The sequence below is a fragment of the Brevibacterium sp. Lmc1 genome, from assembly GCF_057654315.1.
This window is the reverse complement of the sequence record NZ_CM172803.1, coordinates 1928239-1942115: the sequence shown is the minus strand read 5'-3', so window position 1 is coordinate 1942115 and position 13877 is coordinate 1928239. Positions and strand designations below refer to the sequence as shown.

Below are 13877 nucleotides of genomic sequence, written 5' to 3'. Positions count from 1 at the left end.
CCGCCCGATACGCGAAACCGGGGTGATTTCACGAGCTCGTTCCACCTCGGTGCCCATAGAGTTCGTCGAGGGTGATGATGACGTTGGCCGCAGTCCACGACAGCGGCGCCACGGAGACCGGATCGCCGTCCCCGCTGATCTTCTCCGGCAGGGACCCTGCGCTCGTGCGGTGCTCTGCCAGCCAGTCGAGGATCGATTCGGCTCGGTCGCTGAGCCCGAGGCGCGCGAAGCCGAGCGCCATGAGCGACGTCGACGGCGTCCAGCTGGAGCGGTCGATGATCCAGCCGTGTCCGGGCTTGATCCCTCCGGCCGGCTGTTCGAGGTGGTCCCAGACGCCGGCGAGAACCTCGGGTTCGAGCGCGTAGATCCCCTCTGACCGATTCGACACGAGCCCGGCCGCAGGCAGGTAGGCGATGGCCGAATCCGATCCGCCCGAGGTGGGGTACCGCTGCATCCCATTGGCTCCGAAGGTTCGAGTGAAGGTCGCTCGAAAATCATCCGCTGCGAGCAGAACGGCTGCCGCATCCTCGCCGAGGCGGCCCCACAGTTCCGGATCCGCCTTCGTCAGTGCGGTGAGTGAGTTCATCCCGACCAGAGTCGGTCCGGCCAAGCCGAGGGTGACCTGGGATTCTCCGACCTCCCAATAGTCCGGGCCGACCGGAGGCAGGCTAAGACCGCGGTCGGTGAGGTCGAAGAGACGCCGGGTGGTCCGTCGCAGAAGGTCATCGAACTCGCCGAGGTCGAACTGAGCGGCCGTCGCCCTGGAGACCGAATGCACTTCGGAGATCGCCCACAGGACGAGACCGAGGGAGTCGAACTGCGACTCGCGATCGTCCGGAGGCAGTCCGGTCGACGGGTCGACGCGGGCGGCAAACGACCCGTCGACCGCTTGCACGGACTGCAGGCAGCGCAGATGGCTCCATGACAGTTCCGACAACCCGACCCGCGCCAGAGCCACTGCAGAGAAGGCCGTGTCCCGCGGCCAGACATAGCGCCAGGCATCGGCCCATCCGGCGACCGGCGCGGGCAGCTCGTCGCTGAGGACCCATAGGTCGAGCAGGGCGGAGACAGCGAGGTCGCGGCGATGGGCAGGCAGCGTTCCCAGCCACGATTCGCATCTGTCAAGGAATTCCCGCTGCCTCCGGGCCGGGCCCGGATCGGACAGATCCGGCATGACTCGTGACTGTGCGGGCAGGCGTCGCGCGGCGACGGCGTCGAGGGCCTCACGCCGGCCTGATCCGGTGTAGGCGGCGGTGACCGAGCGGACGGGATCCGGTTGAGCCGCCTCGGCGAGGGCTGCGGTGATCGCCGAACCGAGACCGATCGCACCGATCCCGGCGACCGCTCCGGTGAGCATCGCTCGCCGGCTGGGCCGGGCGATCGCCGACGCAGTGTCCCGCTCATCGCGCAAGGGCGTGCTCTGCGGCGGCTGATCGACTGTGGTCATCTGAGGATCTTACCCGTCCGGGAATGAAGAAACCGGCCTGACCATCAGGTCAGACCGGCTTGTGGAGGGGATGACGGGAATCGAACCCGCACCATCAGTTTGGAAGACTGAGGCTCTACCATTGAGCTACATCCCCGTGTTGCGAGTTCGACTATAGTCGAGAACTTCTTCGAGCGCCAAATCGACATTCGGTGACCTGTGTCACCCCTGCGATCTCAATGTGAGGTGCATCGCATTGACGGGTTTGCGCGATTCACAAGGTGCACGTCGCGACCCGCCTGTGGTTAGATAGGAGCCGTCGCGGGATGTGGCGCAGCTTGGTAGCGCATCTGTTTTGGGAACAGAGGGTCGCAGGTTCAAATCCTGTCATCCCGACAGACTCCAGCCGCCCGGACCGATCGGTCCGGGCGGCTTCGTCATGCCGAAATACGCTGGCCCCCAATTACTACCTGAGGGCGGCCCAGATACCTGGCGCTAGGTTGCTCAGCCGCCGTCAGGTAGTACCAAAGGAGACATCTCAGGTGAGGCTCACGCCTCGAAGTCGATGACCTGCCTGACGACCGTCCCGTCGGAGAGCGCGTCGAAGGCCTCGTTGAGGTCGTTCAGCTTGATCGTGTCGGAGATGAGCTCCTCGACGGGCAGCTTGCCTTCTCTCCACAGCTGGGCATAGACGGGGATATCCCGACTCGGCACTGCCGACCCCAGATAGGAGCCGATCACGGTCCGGGCCTCGGCTGTCAGGGTCACCGGGGTGATGTGAGACTGCGCATCCGGGGCGGGCAACCCCACCGTCACAGTCGTCCCGCCGACGGCTGTGGCCGTGAACGCGGTCTCGAAGGCCCGAGCATGCCCGACGCATTCGATGACGATCGGCGCTGTCCTCTGGCCAAGCTGCTCGGGGGTGTAGACCTCGACGGCGCCGAGTTCCTTCGCCCGCACCAGCTTGTCGGGGTTCGCGTCGACGCCGATGACTCCGGCGGTCTCGATCGACAGAGCCGTGATGAGCGCGGCCATTCCGACTCCGCCGAGGCCGACGATCATCACCTCGTCATCCGGTCCCGGCCGTCCCGCGTTGAGCACCGCTCCCCCGCCGGTGAGCACGGCGCAGCCGAGCACCGCAGCGATGGAGGCGGGAACATCGTCGTCGACGGGAACCACGGATGCCCGGTTGACCACTGCGTGAGTGGCGAACACGGACGCGCCGAGGTGGTGGAGCACCTCGGCGCCGGTGTCGTCGTGGAGACGCGCCTTGTGTCCGTCGAACGGCAGGGTCCCGGCTCCGTTCGTCGCACTGCCGGGCGTGCACGGAAGTTTTCCGTCGGTGCGGCAGTTCGCGCACTCCCCGCAGCGAGGCAGGAACACTGTGACGACCTGTTGGCCGATCTCGAGATCATCGACGCCTTCGCCGAGCTTCTCAACGACTCCCGCGCCTTCGTGCCCGAGCAGCATCGGCAGCGGGCGGGGACGGTTGCCGTCGACGACAGAGAGATCCGAGTGGCAGACCCCGGCCGCCGTCATCCGAATGAGCACCTCACCGGGACCCGGCTCATCGAGTTCGAGGGTCTCAACCGACATCGGCTGCGACTGAGCAAATGGCCGAGGCCGCTGCATCTCGCGCAGCACAGCGCCGTGGATCTTCACAGTGTTCTCCCTCTTACAGAGCCTGCCGGCCCTGCTCCTCATACTTCGCCATGATGTCGATGCGGCGTTCGTGGCGCTCATCGCCGGAGAACGGCTCGGCCAAGAATGCATCGACGATCGCGATCGCTTCGGCTTCCGGGTGCTGGCGGGCACCGACGGCGACGATCTGCGCGTTGTTGTGCTGACGGGCCAACTTCGAGATCTCCGGGTTCCAAGCCAGAGCGGTGCGTGCACCCTTGACGAGGTTCGCGGCCATCTGCTCGCCGTTGCCCGATCCGCCGATCACGACTCCGAGTGCTTCTTGACCGGCGGCTTGATCGTCGACGACGGCCTGTGCCGCGGCGATGCAGAAGGCCGGGTAGTCATCGAGCGCGTCATATTCAAGGGCGCCGTGGTCGACGACGTCGTGCCCGGCCGACTCGAGGTGCGCCTTGAGCACCTCCTTGAATTCGAATCCGGCGTGGTCGGTGCCGAGGTGAACCTTCATATGTCTGCCTTTCGGTGGGATCTGTTGATCGATCGAGTCCGCTGATTGTGCGGACCGTTGAGTCTCAGTCGAAGTTCGGGCCCTGGTCACGTGTGCGCTTGAGTTCGAAGAATCCCGGCGTCGAGGCGACCGCGAGGACTCCGTCGAAGAGGCGTCCGGCGTCCTCTCCCTTCGGAGCGGGGGTGACGACAGGACCGAAGAACGCGGTTCCGGCGACACGGCAGATCGGTGTGCCGACATCGTCGCCGACCAAGCTCAGAGCCTCGTCGTGGGAGGCCTGGAGCTGCGCGTCGTAGTCATCGGTCTCGCCGTACTTCATGAGGTCGGCGGGCAGCTGAAGTTCGGCCAGAGCCTCGGACACTGCCTTCTCGAAGTCCTTCTCTCCGCCCGGGTGGATCCTTGTGCCGATCGCGGTGTAGAGAGGTTCGGCAATCTCCTCACCGTGCTCGGCGATCGCGGCGGTGACGATGCGCATCGGGGCCAAGGCCCGGTTCATCAGTGCCCGGTAGTCCTCGGGAATGTCTTTGTCCCGATTGAGGAAGTTCAGGCTCATCGGGTGGAACTTCACCTCGACGTCGCGGACCTTCGCCACTTCGAGTCCCCAGCGTGAGGTCATCCATGCCCACGGGCAGGCCGTGTCGAACCACAGATCGAGTGTTTCCTTGCTCACTGTCTCTCCTCCGTCAAACGCTCGCGGGTCCCGTGCCGGGCACCCATCGTGTCAGTGCTCAATCTATCAAGACCGGCCATCCTCGGTGACGGTGGCCGAATCGCGATCCGTCGCACCGACACCGCCGCAGCGGAGCCTGTCCATGAAAGAATGACCGAGTACACCCGGTTCCCGAAGCGAAGGTCACCTCACTGTGCCGCAACACAATCTCACACGCGACGAAGCACGCGAACGTTCAGCCATCGTGGACGTCACGAGCTACGAGCACACTCTGATCCTCACAGGAGTCGGTGAGAGTTTCCGCGTCCGTTCACGTATCCGGTTCACCGCGGCAGCGGATTCGACGACATTCATCGACGCCATCACCGCGAGTGTCGAGCGCGTCCGACTCAACGGCACCGACCTCGACCTCGCCGAGGTGGTCGCACCGGCCCGCATCACCCTTCCCGGCCTTGCCGCTGAGAACGAACTCATCGTCGATGCCCATTTCGCCTATATGAACACCGGAGAAGGTCTGCACCGATTCGTCGACCCGATCGATGACGAGGTATACCTCTACTCTCAGTTCGAGGTCCCTGACGCCCGCCGTGTCTTCCCCGTGTTCGAGCAGCCCGATATCAAGTCTCCGTACTCCTTCACCGTCGTCGCGCCGGAGAAGTGGACCGTCGTCTCGAACTCCCCCACTCCGACTCCGAGCGACGCGAAGGAGACCTTCGCCGAGCTCGGAGAGGAACCGCAGGAGGGCATGGCGGTGTGGCAGTTCGCCCCGACCACGCCGATTTCGTCGTATATCACCGCGATCATCGCCGGCCCGTATGAGTCCGTGCATTCGCAGCTGACTTCCTCCGACGGTTCGATTGTTCCTCTGGGCCTCTACTGCCGCGCGTCTCTGCTCGAGCACCTCGATGCGACGAAGCTGTTCCGGATCACGAAGGCCGGTTTCGAGTTCTTCGAACGCGAATTCGGTGTCTCCTACCCGTTCGAGAAGTACGATCAGCTCTTCGTGCCCGAGTTCAATGCCGGAGCGATGGAGAATGCCGGCGCCGTGACGATCCTCGAGAACTATGTGTTCCGGTCACGTCCAACCGAGGCTCTTGTTGAGCGCCGGACCGTCACGATCCTCCACGAGCTCGCCCATATGTGGTTCGGCGACCTCGTCACCATGCGCTGGTGGAACGATCTGTGGCTCAACGAGTCCTTCGCCGAGTTCATGTCGACGCTGGCGACGGCCGAGGCCACCGAATTCGCCGATGCGTGGACGACCTTCGCCACGATCGAGAAGTCCTGGGCCTACCGACAGGATCAGCTGCCGAGCACGCACCCGATCGTCGCCCCGATCGAGGACCTTGCCGATGTCGAAGTCAACTTCGACGGAATCACCTACGCCAAGGGCGCTTCCGTGCTCAAACAGCTCGTGGCCTGGGTCGGTCGCGAGGAGTTCTTCTCCGGCCTCAAGAGCTACTTCGACAAGCACGCGTGGTCGAACACCGAGCTCTCCGATCTGCTCACGGAGCTCGAGGCCACCTCGGGCAGGGATCTGGAGAGCTGGTCGAAGCTGTGGCTGGAGGAATCCGGAGTCAACCTCCTCGAGGCCGTCGTCACCACTGAAGCCGGTGATGGCACGGCCAAGGCATCGGGAACGGACGAGCAGACGATCTCGAGCCTGCGCGTGACTCAGCAGCCCTGGTCGATTCCGGGTCAGCCGACCCCGTCGCTGCGTCCGCACCGGCTGGCCGTCGGCTTCTATTCGGACAATGGGCAGGGACGTCTGCAACGCACTCATTCCTTCCCCCTCGACATCGACGGAGAATCCGCAGAGGTGGACGAGGCTCGAGGCCTGGCCCTGCCCGATGTCATCGTCGTCAACGACGCCGATCTCAGCTATGCGAAGGTCCGCTTCGACGCCCGCAGCATGGACACTGCGGCGAACAGACTGGGTGACTTCGACGATTCGCTCACCCAGCTCCTCGTGCTGGCAACGCTGTGGGATGAAGTCCGTGACGGAGAACGGCCCGTCCACGACTACATCAACACTGTGCTCACCCATCTGGGCGCCATCACCCATTCCTCCGGACTGCTCACGCAGATGCGCCAGCTCGATACCGCGGTCGGCTCCTACCTGCCGCCGCAGGAGCGCGAGAGGATGCACGCCGAGGTGGCTGACCGTTTCCTCGAGGTCCTCGAGGCGACCGAGGAAGGATCGGACCAGGCCTTCCAGTTCGTGCGCGGATTCATCCGTCACGCGACCACACCTATGCAGCTGGAGCGTCTGAAGTCCTGGCTGCGACCGGAGACCGAACGCGTCTATGGGGTCGCCCTGGACACCGATCTCACGTGGGAGATCATCATCGGTCTGTGTTCGAACGACGCCGTCGACGATTCGACCGTCGGGGAGATGAGCCGCAGAGACCCCAGCGCCACCGGCGTCCGCCACGCCGCGACCGCACGGGCCAGCCGCCCCAACTCGGCGTCGAAATCGCAGGCCTTCACAAGGATGGTCGACGATGCAGATCTGCCGAACTCGGAACTCGGGGCGCTCGCTCTCGGCTTCGGCACCGGGCTGCAGACGAACTCCGGGGATTCCATCGCCGCCGAGGCGCCGCTGCGGTCCTTCGCCGACGAATACTTCGCACGGGTGGCAGGCTGGTGGGAGACGCGCACCCTGGAGATGGCGCAGACGATGACTCTGCGGCTGTACCCACCGGTGAGTTCTGCCACAGTCGACGCCACGTCACAGTGGCTCGACGAGCATCCCTCAGCGCCGAAGGGCCTGGTGCGGCTGATGCGGGAGAACTTAGCCGATGCGAATCGGGCGCTGCAGGTTCAGCGTGTGTCCAGCGCTTCCAAGGGATCATTGAACCTTCACAGTTAGTCTCGAAAGATCATGACAACCGATGCAATAGACTCCACTGTTCAGAACGCAAGTGACTTCGATTGGGCAACGTTCCTCCTCGGCGCTCCGCTGAAGATCACCGTGATCATCATCGGCGCCATCGTCGTCAACCTCATCATCCGGCTCTTCATCCGCCGGTTCACCACTGCGGTGGCCAAGGGCACGGTCGGCAGCGAGAAGGCCGAAAGCGCGGGACGAGCGAAATTCTCCGCCACCGCGCTTGAGGCTCAGCGGACCGGGATCGATGAGCAGACGATCAAGCAGCGTCGAGCCCAGCGGGCGAAGACCGTGGGGCGCATGCTGTCGTCGGTGACGACGATCCTCGTCAGTGTCATCGCGGTCCTCATGATCCTCGATGCGCTGAGCTTCAACATCGCCCCGATCCTCGCTTCTGCCGGTATCGCCGGTGTTGCCATCGCCTTCGGTGCTCAGGAGCTCGTCCGCGACTACCTGTCGGGATTCTTCATCGTCATCGAAGACCAGTATGGAATCGGTGACACCGTCGACCTGGGCGAAGCCGTCGGCGAAGTCGAGGACGTCGGCCTGCGCCGCACCCAGATCCGTGACCTCACCGGCACCCTGTGGCATGTGCGCAACGGCGAGATCCTGCGTGTGGGCAATCTGTCCCAGGGTTGGGCTCGTGCCGTGCTCGACATCCCGCTCGACTACCGGACCTCGATGGATGAGTACCGCGAGATGACCGCGGACATCACGCGCACTCTGCGGAAGGATCCCGAGCTGGCCAGTGCGATGTTGGAGGATCCCGAGATCGCCGGTGTCCAGTCGCTGTCGGGCTCCCACCGGGTCATCCGCACGATGGTCAAGACCAAGCCGAACCTGCAGTGGATGGTCGAGCGTGCCTTCCGTGCCGAACTGATGACCCAGCTGGCCAAGCGCGGCGGACAGATCGGTATGGTGCAGGAGACGGTTCTGCGTACCCTGCCCGCTCAGGAGAAGGCGATGGCTCCGGCCGTCGCCGAGGATTCCGAGAATCCCTCGCCTCTGCCCAGTGACCAGGAGATCCGCAGCACCGTGCAGGAGGACTCCCCCAGTGAAGGATCGAGCGATGTCGCAGATAACTGACGGTTCCATCTTCGAGGCCGTCGGCGGGCATGACACGTTCACCCGCCTCGTCGACGTGTTCTACCAGCATGTCGATGCGGATGCTCAGCTCATTGCGATGTATCCCGACGGCCATGAGCTGGAGGGGGCGAAGCACCGTCTGCAGATGTTCCTCGAGCAGTATTTCGGGGGACCGTCGACCTACCAGGAGCAGCGAGGTCACCCGCGACTGCGGATGCGGCATTTCGACTATCCGATCGATTTCGATGCCCGGGACCGCTGGCTGCGCTGCATGCGCGCGGCGCTCGACGATGTGAGCCTGCCGCCGCTGTACGACGAGATGTTCTGGGACTACTTCCAGCGGGCAGCGACCGCGATGGTGAATACGAACCCGAACATCCGGTGATCACTCTCCGGTGACCACAGACCGCTGATCACAGTCCGCGGGCACGCGTGAGCAGGTGACCGCCTGGGGCGACGAGACGCAGCCAGCCTCCGGATTCCATGATGCGCAGCTGACGGTCGTCATCGCGCCCCGGCGGTGGAATGAAGCGCAGCGCAGCGGCTGCGAAGGCCAATCCTCCTGGCATCCCGGTTCCCTGCTCGCCCGCCATCGGACGTGACCACACGCGGGAACGCAGAGCTTTGACCGCGTGTCCCCCGGAACCCTCGGGCGCACCGGTGCTGATCTCTGCGATACCCGACTCCGCAGTCTCGTGGAGCCGCCCGACGCTGATCGTGTCGTACTCGGACCAGCCCCCGCGTGGGGGCGCGATCCCGGTCCACGACACGAGCACCGAATTCGGCGGCACCGGCAGAGTGGTTCCATTCTCGTCTCGGGCGAAGCGGTCGAGCAGATTCGACAGCGGGACCGCCTCGTCGAATCCGTCTTGTTCGTGGTCGTGCAGGCGCAGCATCCGCATGGCCAGCACCAGCGGTGTCGAATCGCCGAGCCCGTGCGGGAACAGCGGTGCCACGGTGGCGGCCAGGACGTCGGAGGCGACCTGCAGTCGCATCGCTCCGTCAGCATCTGCCCTGTGCGCCAGAGAAGTGAAGGCGGAGAGATCCCGCATCGCCAGCGGGTCACTGATATGCAGATCCGTCATCGTCGGGCCCTCCGCAGCGGAACGGGCGTGCCGAGCACCGATTCCATGGCGACGGTCTCGGCTTCGCTGAGGCGTCGCGGCCGGCCGCTGGCGATGTCGATGAAGACGATGACGGTCTCGGCGACCGTGTAGGTGCGCGAACCGTCCGGTTCGCAGATGACATAGCCCACCGTCACCGAGGCGGGTCGGACTTCGCTGATGACGAGATCGACGGCGATGGGTCCGGTCCGATAGGGAATCGGGGCACGGTATTCGATGGCGTGGGAGGCCACGAGCAGCTCGGTGGTGGCAGAGGCGTCGGCGAAGATCGTCGGTATCTCGACCCCGCTGACCGTCTCGGACACCCCATGCTCTCCCGGCGTGGTCGGTGCATCGGAGCTGTGGGTGGGAGAGCCGAGGGCACGGACGCGCGCCTCTTCCAGCAGTTTGAGCTGGGTGACGTTGTTCACATGGCCGTAGGCGTCCATATCACCCCATCTCAGTTCCAACAGTACGCGGGTGAATTCGTCGAGAAGGGGGTTGGTGGCGCCAGAGTGCATGCCTCCCATCATGCCACCTTCATCACGACGGTGCCGCACGCGATAGGATCGTGACTCGTACGCACGATTGGCCCAGTCATCCGAGGGAGAAGCCCATGACCGACGAAGCATCCTCCGAAGCGGAGGCGAACGTAGCTCGGCTGCACGAGATCCTCGATCTGCGCCGGCTCGAGTTCACTGCGGCGTCCAGCGAAACGGACTTCTTCATCGGGCACAGCCAGTACAAACCCGACGGTCGGGTCTTCGGCGGGCAGGTGCTCGCACAGTGTGTCGTCGCAGCCGCTGCCACACTTCCCAGTGACCGCCTGATCCATTCGCTCCACGGATATTTCCTGCGCGCCGGCGATGTCAGCGAGCCCATCGAATTCGGCGTCGAACGGCTGCGTGACGGCCGTTCGTTCTCGGCCCGCCGCGTCCACGCATATCAGAAGGGCGCGCCGATCCTGTCGTTGAGCGCTTCATTCCAGGACGACCAGCCGGGTCTCAGCCATGCCGAGCAGATGCCGACCGGTCTGCCGGCTCCCGCGGACTGCCCGGAACTGCTGGACTATATCGGCGACGAGGATTCTCCGGTCGTCAGCGACTGGCTGCGGAAGCGGCCCTTCGAAGTCCGTCCTGTCGAGCCGTCCCTGCACACCTCGGGCGTCTCCGATCCCTCGATCACCGAACAGCATTCCTGGTTCCGAGCCAGTTCGACGTTCGGAGACGACCCGGTGCTCAATGCCGCGGCTCTGGCCTATGCCAGTGACTTCAACCTGCTCGAACCCGTCCTTCGTCATCACGAACTGACGTGGCGAACCCCGGGGCTGCGGGTGGCCAGCCTCGACCATGCGATGTGGTGGCACCACCGGGTGCGCGTCGACGACTGGATGCTCTATGTGCAGGAGTCTCCTGCCGCACAGGGTGGGCGCGGTCTCGGCTACGGCCGCATCTTCGCTCAGGACGGAACCCTGCTGGCCACTGTGGCCCAGGAAGGCATGGTCCGGGTCAAGGAGGTTCAGTGACGAGTAAGGACCCGACGATGATGGACATCATCGGCACCATCCTCAGCCGACTGGTCAACGTGGCGCTTTTCCTCGTCATCGGGCTGCTCAGCCTCGTGGCGTTCATGGGACGCACGGATCTGCATGTGGCGGTCTGCGGGCTGTTGGCAGTCGTATGTGGAGTCATCGGCACGATTCTCGTCCGTCTGCTGTTCAGAGGGATCGCGAACCTCGGCGGACTCACCCGCCGCTCAGAGGACTGACTCTTCTCCTCACTCGGTCGCGGCTTCACGCTGGCCCGCTTGGACCGTCCGCCAGCGGACGCAGTACACGTCTCCCACCGATTCTGTGCGGGCGCGTTCATCGTCCACCTGTTCCGCAAGGATACAGTGATGCCCCGGTCTCTATGACCGGGGCATCACTGTGTTCGAAAGAAGAGTCGGAACCGGTTCGGCTCAGACCGAACTGAGCTCAGTCTCGGGTGAGACGACGGTGGGTGACTCGGTGCGGTCGGGCCGCATCTTCGCCGAGTCGCTCGACCTTGTTCTTCTCATAGGCTTCGAAGTTGCCTTCGAACCAGTACCAGTTCGCCGGGTTCTCCTCTGTGCCCTCCCACGCGAGGATGTGCGTGGCCACACGGTCGAGGAACCAGCGATCGTGCGAGACGACCACTGCGCAGCCGGGGAACTCGAGCAGAGCGTTCTCCAGCGAGCCGAGGGTCTCGACATCGAGGTCGTTCGTCGGCTCATCGAGCAGGAGCAGGTTTCCACCCTGTTTGAGGGTGAGAGCGAGGTTGAGGCGGTTGCGCTCACCGCCGGAGAGGACTCCGGCTTTCTTCTGCTGGTCCGGGCCTTTGAATCCGAACGCGGAGACATAGGCACGGGAGGGCATCTCCACCTTGCCGACCTGGATGAAGTCGAGTCCGTCGGAGACGACCTCCCACAGGTTCTTGTCCGGATCGATTCCGCCGCGGGACTGATCGACATAGGAGATCTTCACGGTCTCTCCGACCTTGAGATCTCCGCCGTCGAGCTCTTCCATACCGACGATCGTCTTGAACAGCGTCGACTTTCCGACGCCGTTGGGGCCGATGACGCCGACGATGCCGTTGCGCGGCAGGGAGAAGCTCAGGCCGTCGATGAGTTTGCGCCCATCGAAGCCCTTTTCGATCTTGTCCGCTTCGATGACGACATCACCGAGGCGGGGGCCGGCCGGAATCTGAATCTCTTCGAAGTCGAGCTTCTGCGTCTTCTCCGCCTCGGCCGCCATCTCTTCGTAGCGGGCCAGACGTGCCTTCGACTTCGTCTGCTTCGCCTTGGGGTTCGAACGCACCCATTCGAGTTCGTCTTTCAGCCGCTTGGCGAGTTTCGCGTCCTTCTTACCCTGGACCTGAAGGCGCTCCTGCTTCTTCTCGAGGTAGGTCGAGTAGTTGCCCTCATACGGGTAGAGGTGCCCACGGTCGACTTCGGCGATCCATTCGGCCACGTGGTCGAGGAAGTACCTATCGTGGGTGATCGCGATGACAGCGCCCGGGTAGGTCTTCAGGTGCTGCTCGAGCCACAGCACCGATTCCGCATCGAGGTGGTTCGTCGGCTCGTCGAGGAGCAGCAGATCGGGCTTCTCGAGCAGAAGCTTGCACAGTGCCACACGGCGACGTTCACCGCCGGAGAGTACAGCGACGTCCGCGTCCGGCGGCGGGCACCGCAGAGCGTCCATCGCCTGTTCGAGCTGGGAGTCGAGATCCCAAGCGTCAGCGGCGTCGATGGCCTCCTGCAGCTTGCCCATCTCTTCCATGAGGGCGTCGAAGTCCGCATCGGGATCGGCCATCTCCTCGGAGATGGCGTTGAAACGATCGACCTTTGCCTTGATCTCGCCGACGCCTTCTTCGACGTTGCCGAGGACGGTCTTCTCTTCATTCAGGGGCGGCTCCTGCATGAGGATGCCCACCGAGTACCCCGGGCTGAGTCGAGCTTCACCGTTGGAGGGCTGCTCGATACCCGCCATGATCTTCAGAATGGTTGATTTGCCGGCGCCGTTGGGGCCGACCATACCGATCTTCGCTCCGGGGTAGAACGACATCGATACATCGTCGAGGATGACTTTGTCACCGTGCGCTTTGCGCGCCTTGTGCATGGTGTAGATGAATTCGGCCATAGTGCACTCAGGCTATCGGTTCGGCGCACCCCAGCGCCACTTGACGCTCGGCATCCGCCGGGGATGTCCGAACTTCCGCCGAGGCGGCCAGACCTGCGTTGACGAGCGCTCAGCCTCCGCCGAGAGACGGGGCTTCACCCGAAGTGCCACCGTCGCTCGAAGTCTCCTCGGACCCGCCCTCACCGGAGGATCCGTCGGTGCCCTGAGAACCATCGGTTCCTTGGGAACTGTCAGTGCCTTCGGAGCCCGCAGTCCCTTCCGCTCCCCCGGTGCTTGCCGACGAGGAGCCGTCTTCACTCGGCACGGGGCTCTCGGTTTCCCCGTCCTTGCCGTTGATGTCCTCGCCGGGCAGGTGGCCGGCACCGTTCGAGTCGCCGTCTTCGTCGCGCTTCTCGCCCTTCGGTGCTTTGACACCTTTCGGCCGTTCCACTTCGCCGAACAGGCAGGAGCCCGTCGATTCGGTGGGCTGGACGAGGTCGGCGGTGGCTTTGCCCTTCCGGATCTCGCCGACGACGCAGCCCTTGTCGGTCTTGACTCCGAACATCTTCGAAGGGACTTCATTGCCGAGCGGCGATTCGTCGATCGTCGCCTCCAGCTGTTCGGGCTCATAGCCGGCGTCGAGCATCGTGGAGAAGAACTTCTTCGTCGACGGCACCGATTCCTTGTCACCCGTCAGCGGTTTGAGTGCCTTGAGCACCTTGTCGACTTCGGCAACGGGCTTCGCCTGGGTCTGCTTCGGCTGCGGCTGCGAATCATCGGCACCGAAGCCGAGAAGCGAGCAGCCCGACAATGCCAGAGTCAGTGCCGCAGCACTCAGCACAGGAACAAGACGCATCTGCAACCTCGGCGAGAGGGGACGATTGACAGTCTCACTCTAGCGGATGTCACGGGCCGC

13 protein-coding genes and 2 tRNA genes are annotated in these 13877 nt (G+C 64.2%); 6 read left to right on the top strand and 9 right to left on the bottom strand.

Annotated elements, in window-relative coordinates; genetic code table 11:
• Positions 1–28: 28 nt before the first annotated feature.
• Both AC239G_RS08645 and AC239G_RS08640 read right to left on the bottom strand, forming a co-directional pair.
• Positions 29–1447, bottom strand: coding sequence for a glycoside hydrolase family 15 protein (locus AC239G_RS08645; RefSeq protein ID WP_420096279.1), 1419 nt, complete (start codon positions 1445–1447; stop codon positions 29–31).
• Between the two features lie 62 nt (positions 1448–1509).
• Positions 1510–1583, bottom strand: a tRNA-Gly gene (locus tag AC239G_RS08640).
• 165 nt (positions 1584–1748) lie between these two features.
• Between AC239G_RS08640 and AC239G_RS08635 the strand changes: the two genes are divergently transcribed.
• Positions 1749–1822: transfer RNA gene (locus tag AC239G_RS08635), tRNA-Pro, on the top strand.
• Positions 1823–1975: 153 nt separating this feature from the next.
• Here AC239G_RS08635 and AC239G_RS08630 read toward each other — a convergent pair.
• From AC239G_RS08630 to AC239G_RS08620, 3 genes are all read right to left on the bottom strand, one after another.
• The gene (locus tag AC239G_RS08630; protein ID WP_487490060.1) at positions 1976–3088 is read right to left on the bottom strand and encodes an alcohol dehydrogenase catalytic domain-containing protein; all 1113 of its coding nucleotides are present in this window, start codon (positions 3086–3088) and stop codon (positions 1976–1978) included.
• Positions 3089–3101: 13 nt separating this feature from the next.
• Positions 3102–3575: a ribose-5-phosphate isomerase gene (locus tag AC239G_RS08625; protein WP_139467007.1), complete on the bottom strand. Its 474-nt coding sequence runs from the start codon at positions 3573–3575 to the stop codon at positions 3102–3104.
• Positions 3576–3639: 64 nt separating this feature from the next.
• Positions 3640–4245 carry a mycothiol-dependent nitroreductase Rv2466c family protein gene (locus AC239G_RS08620; RefSeq protein WP_139467006.1) on the bottom strand — a complete coding sequence of 202 codons (606 nt, stop codon included), beginning with the start codon at positions 4243–4245 and terminating at the stop codon, positions 3640–3642.
• Between the two features lie 193 nt (positions 4246–4438).
• Here AC239G_RS08620 and pepN point away from each other — a divergent pair, with 193 nt between their 5' ends.
• The 3 genes from pepN to AC239G_RS08605 are packed head-to-tail and all read left to right on the top strand — an operon-like array spanning position 4439 to position 8606.
• Complete coding sequence (pepN, locus tag AC239G_RS08615) at positions 4439–7117, top strand: aminopeptidase N (protein WP_139907948.1); 2679 nt, start codon at positions 4439–4441, stop codon at positions 7115–7117.
• A 12-nt stretch (positions 7118–7129) separates the two neighbouring features.
• The gene (locus AC239G_RS08610) at positions 7130–8221 is read left to right on the top strand and encodes a mechanosensitive ion channel family protein (RefSeq protein ID WP_139467004.1); all 1092 of its coding nucleotides are present in this window, start codon (positions 7130–7132) and stop codon (positions 8219–8221) included.
• On the top strand, positions 8205–8606 hold the full coding sequence (locus AC239G_RS08605; protein ID WP_181270454.1) for a globin: 402 nt from the start codon (positions 8205–8207) through the stop codon (positions 8604–8606). The genes AC239G_RS08610 and AC239G_RS08605 overlap by 17 nt, the downstream gene beginning before the upstream one ends.
• Before the next feature lie 28 nt (positions 8607–8634).
• Here the strand turns inward: AC239G_RS08605 and AC239G_RS08600 are convergent, their stop codons facing one another.
• On the bottom strand, positions 8635–9306 hold the full coding sequence (locus AC239G_RS08600; protein ID WP_139907946.1) for a DUF8185 domain-containing protein: 672 nt from the start codon (positions 9304–9306) through the stop codon (positions 8635–8637).
• Complete coding sequence (locus tag AC239G_RS08595) at positions 9303–9845, bottom strand: acyl-CoA thioesterase (protein ID WP_139467001.1); 543 nt, start codon at positions 9843–9845, stop codon at positions 9303–9305. Before AC239G_RS08595 ends, AC239G_RS08600 begins: the two co-directional genes overlap by 4 nt.
• Before the next feature lie 95 nt (positions 9846–9940).
• Between AC239G_RS08595 and AC239G_RS08590 the strand changes: the two genes are divergently transcribed.
• Together AC239G_RS08590 and AC239G_RS08585 are read left to right on the top strand one after the other, a co-directional pair.
• Positions 9941–10849 (top strand): acyl-CoA thioesterase, encoded by a 909-nt coding sequence (locus AC239G_RS08590; protein WP_139467000.1) that lies wholly within the window; start codon positions 9941–9943, stop codon positions 10847–10849.
• Positions 10846–11091 carry a hypothetical protein gene (locus tag AC239G_RS08585; protein ID WP_229663906.1) on the top strand — a complete coding sequence of 82 codons (246 nt, stop codon included), beginning with the start codon at positions 10846–10848 and terminating at the stop codon, positions 11089–11091. The genes AC239G_RS08590 and AC239G_RS08585 overlap by 4 nt, the downstream gene beginning before the upstream one ends.
• A 208-nt stretch (positions 11092–11299) precedes the next feature.
• Here AC239G_RS08585 and ettA read toward each other — a convergent pair whose 3' ends face one another.
• Positions 11300–12982, bottom strand: coding sequence for an energy-dependent translational throttle protein EttA (gene ettA / locus AC239G_RS08580; protein ID WP_139466999.1), 1683 nt, complete (start codon positions 12980–12982; stop codon positions 11300–11302).
• A gap of 109 nt (positions 12983–13091) precedes the next feature.
• Positions 13092–13817 (bottom strand): DUF6993 domain-containing protein, encoded by a 726-nt coding sequence (locus tag AC239G_RS08575; protein ID WP_139466998.1) that lies wholly within the window; start codon positions 13815–13817, stop codon positions 13092–13094.
• Positions 13818–13877: the final 60 nt, after the last annotated feature.

Bases quoted from the DNA above. Each gene is read 5' to 3' on its own strand.
- ettA (WP_139466999.1), bottom strand. From the start codon at position 12,982: ATGGCCGAATTCATCTACACCATGCACAAGGCGCGCAAAGCGCACGGT.
- AC239G_RS08595 (WP_139467001.1), bottom strand. From the start codon at position 9,845: ATGCACTCTGGCGCCACCAACCCCCTTCTCGACGAATTCACCCGCGTA.
- AC239G_RS08605 (WP_181270454.1), top strand. From the start codon at position 8,205: ATGTCGCAGATAACTGACGGTTCCATCTTCGAGGCCGTCGGCGGGCAT.
- AC239G_RS08625 (WP_139467007.1), bottom strand. From the start codon at position 3,575: ATGAAGGTTCACCTCGGCACCGACCACGCCGGATTCGAATTCAAGGAG.
- AC239G_RS08645 (WP_420096279.1), bottom strand. From the start codon at position 1,447: ATGACCACAGTCGATCAGCCGCCGCAGAGCACGCCCTTGCGCGATGAG.
- AC239G_RS08610 (WP_139467004.1), top strand. From the start codon at position 7,130: ATGACAACCGATGCAATAGACTCCACTGTTCAGAACGCAAGTGACTTC.
- AC239G_RS08600 (WP_139907946.1), bottom strand. From the start codon at position 9,306: ATGACGGATCTGCATATCAGTGACCCGCTGGCGATGCGGGATCTCTCC.
- AC239G_RS08575 (WP_139466998.1), bottom strand. From the start codon at position 13,817: ATGCGTCTTGTTCCTGTGCTGAGTGCTGCGGCACTGACTCTGGCATTG.
- AC239G_RS08590 (WP_139467000.1), top strand. From the start codon at position 9,941: ATGACCGACGAAGCATCCTCCGAAGCGGAGGCGAACGTAGCTCGGCTG.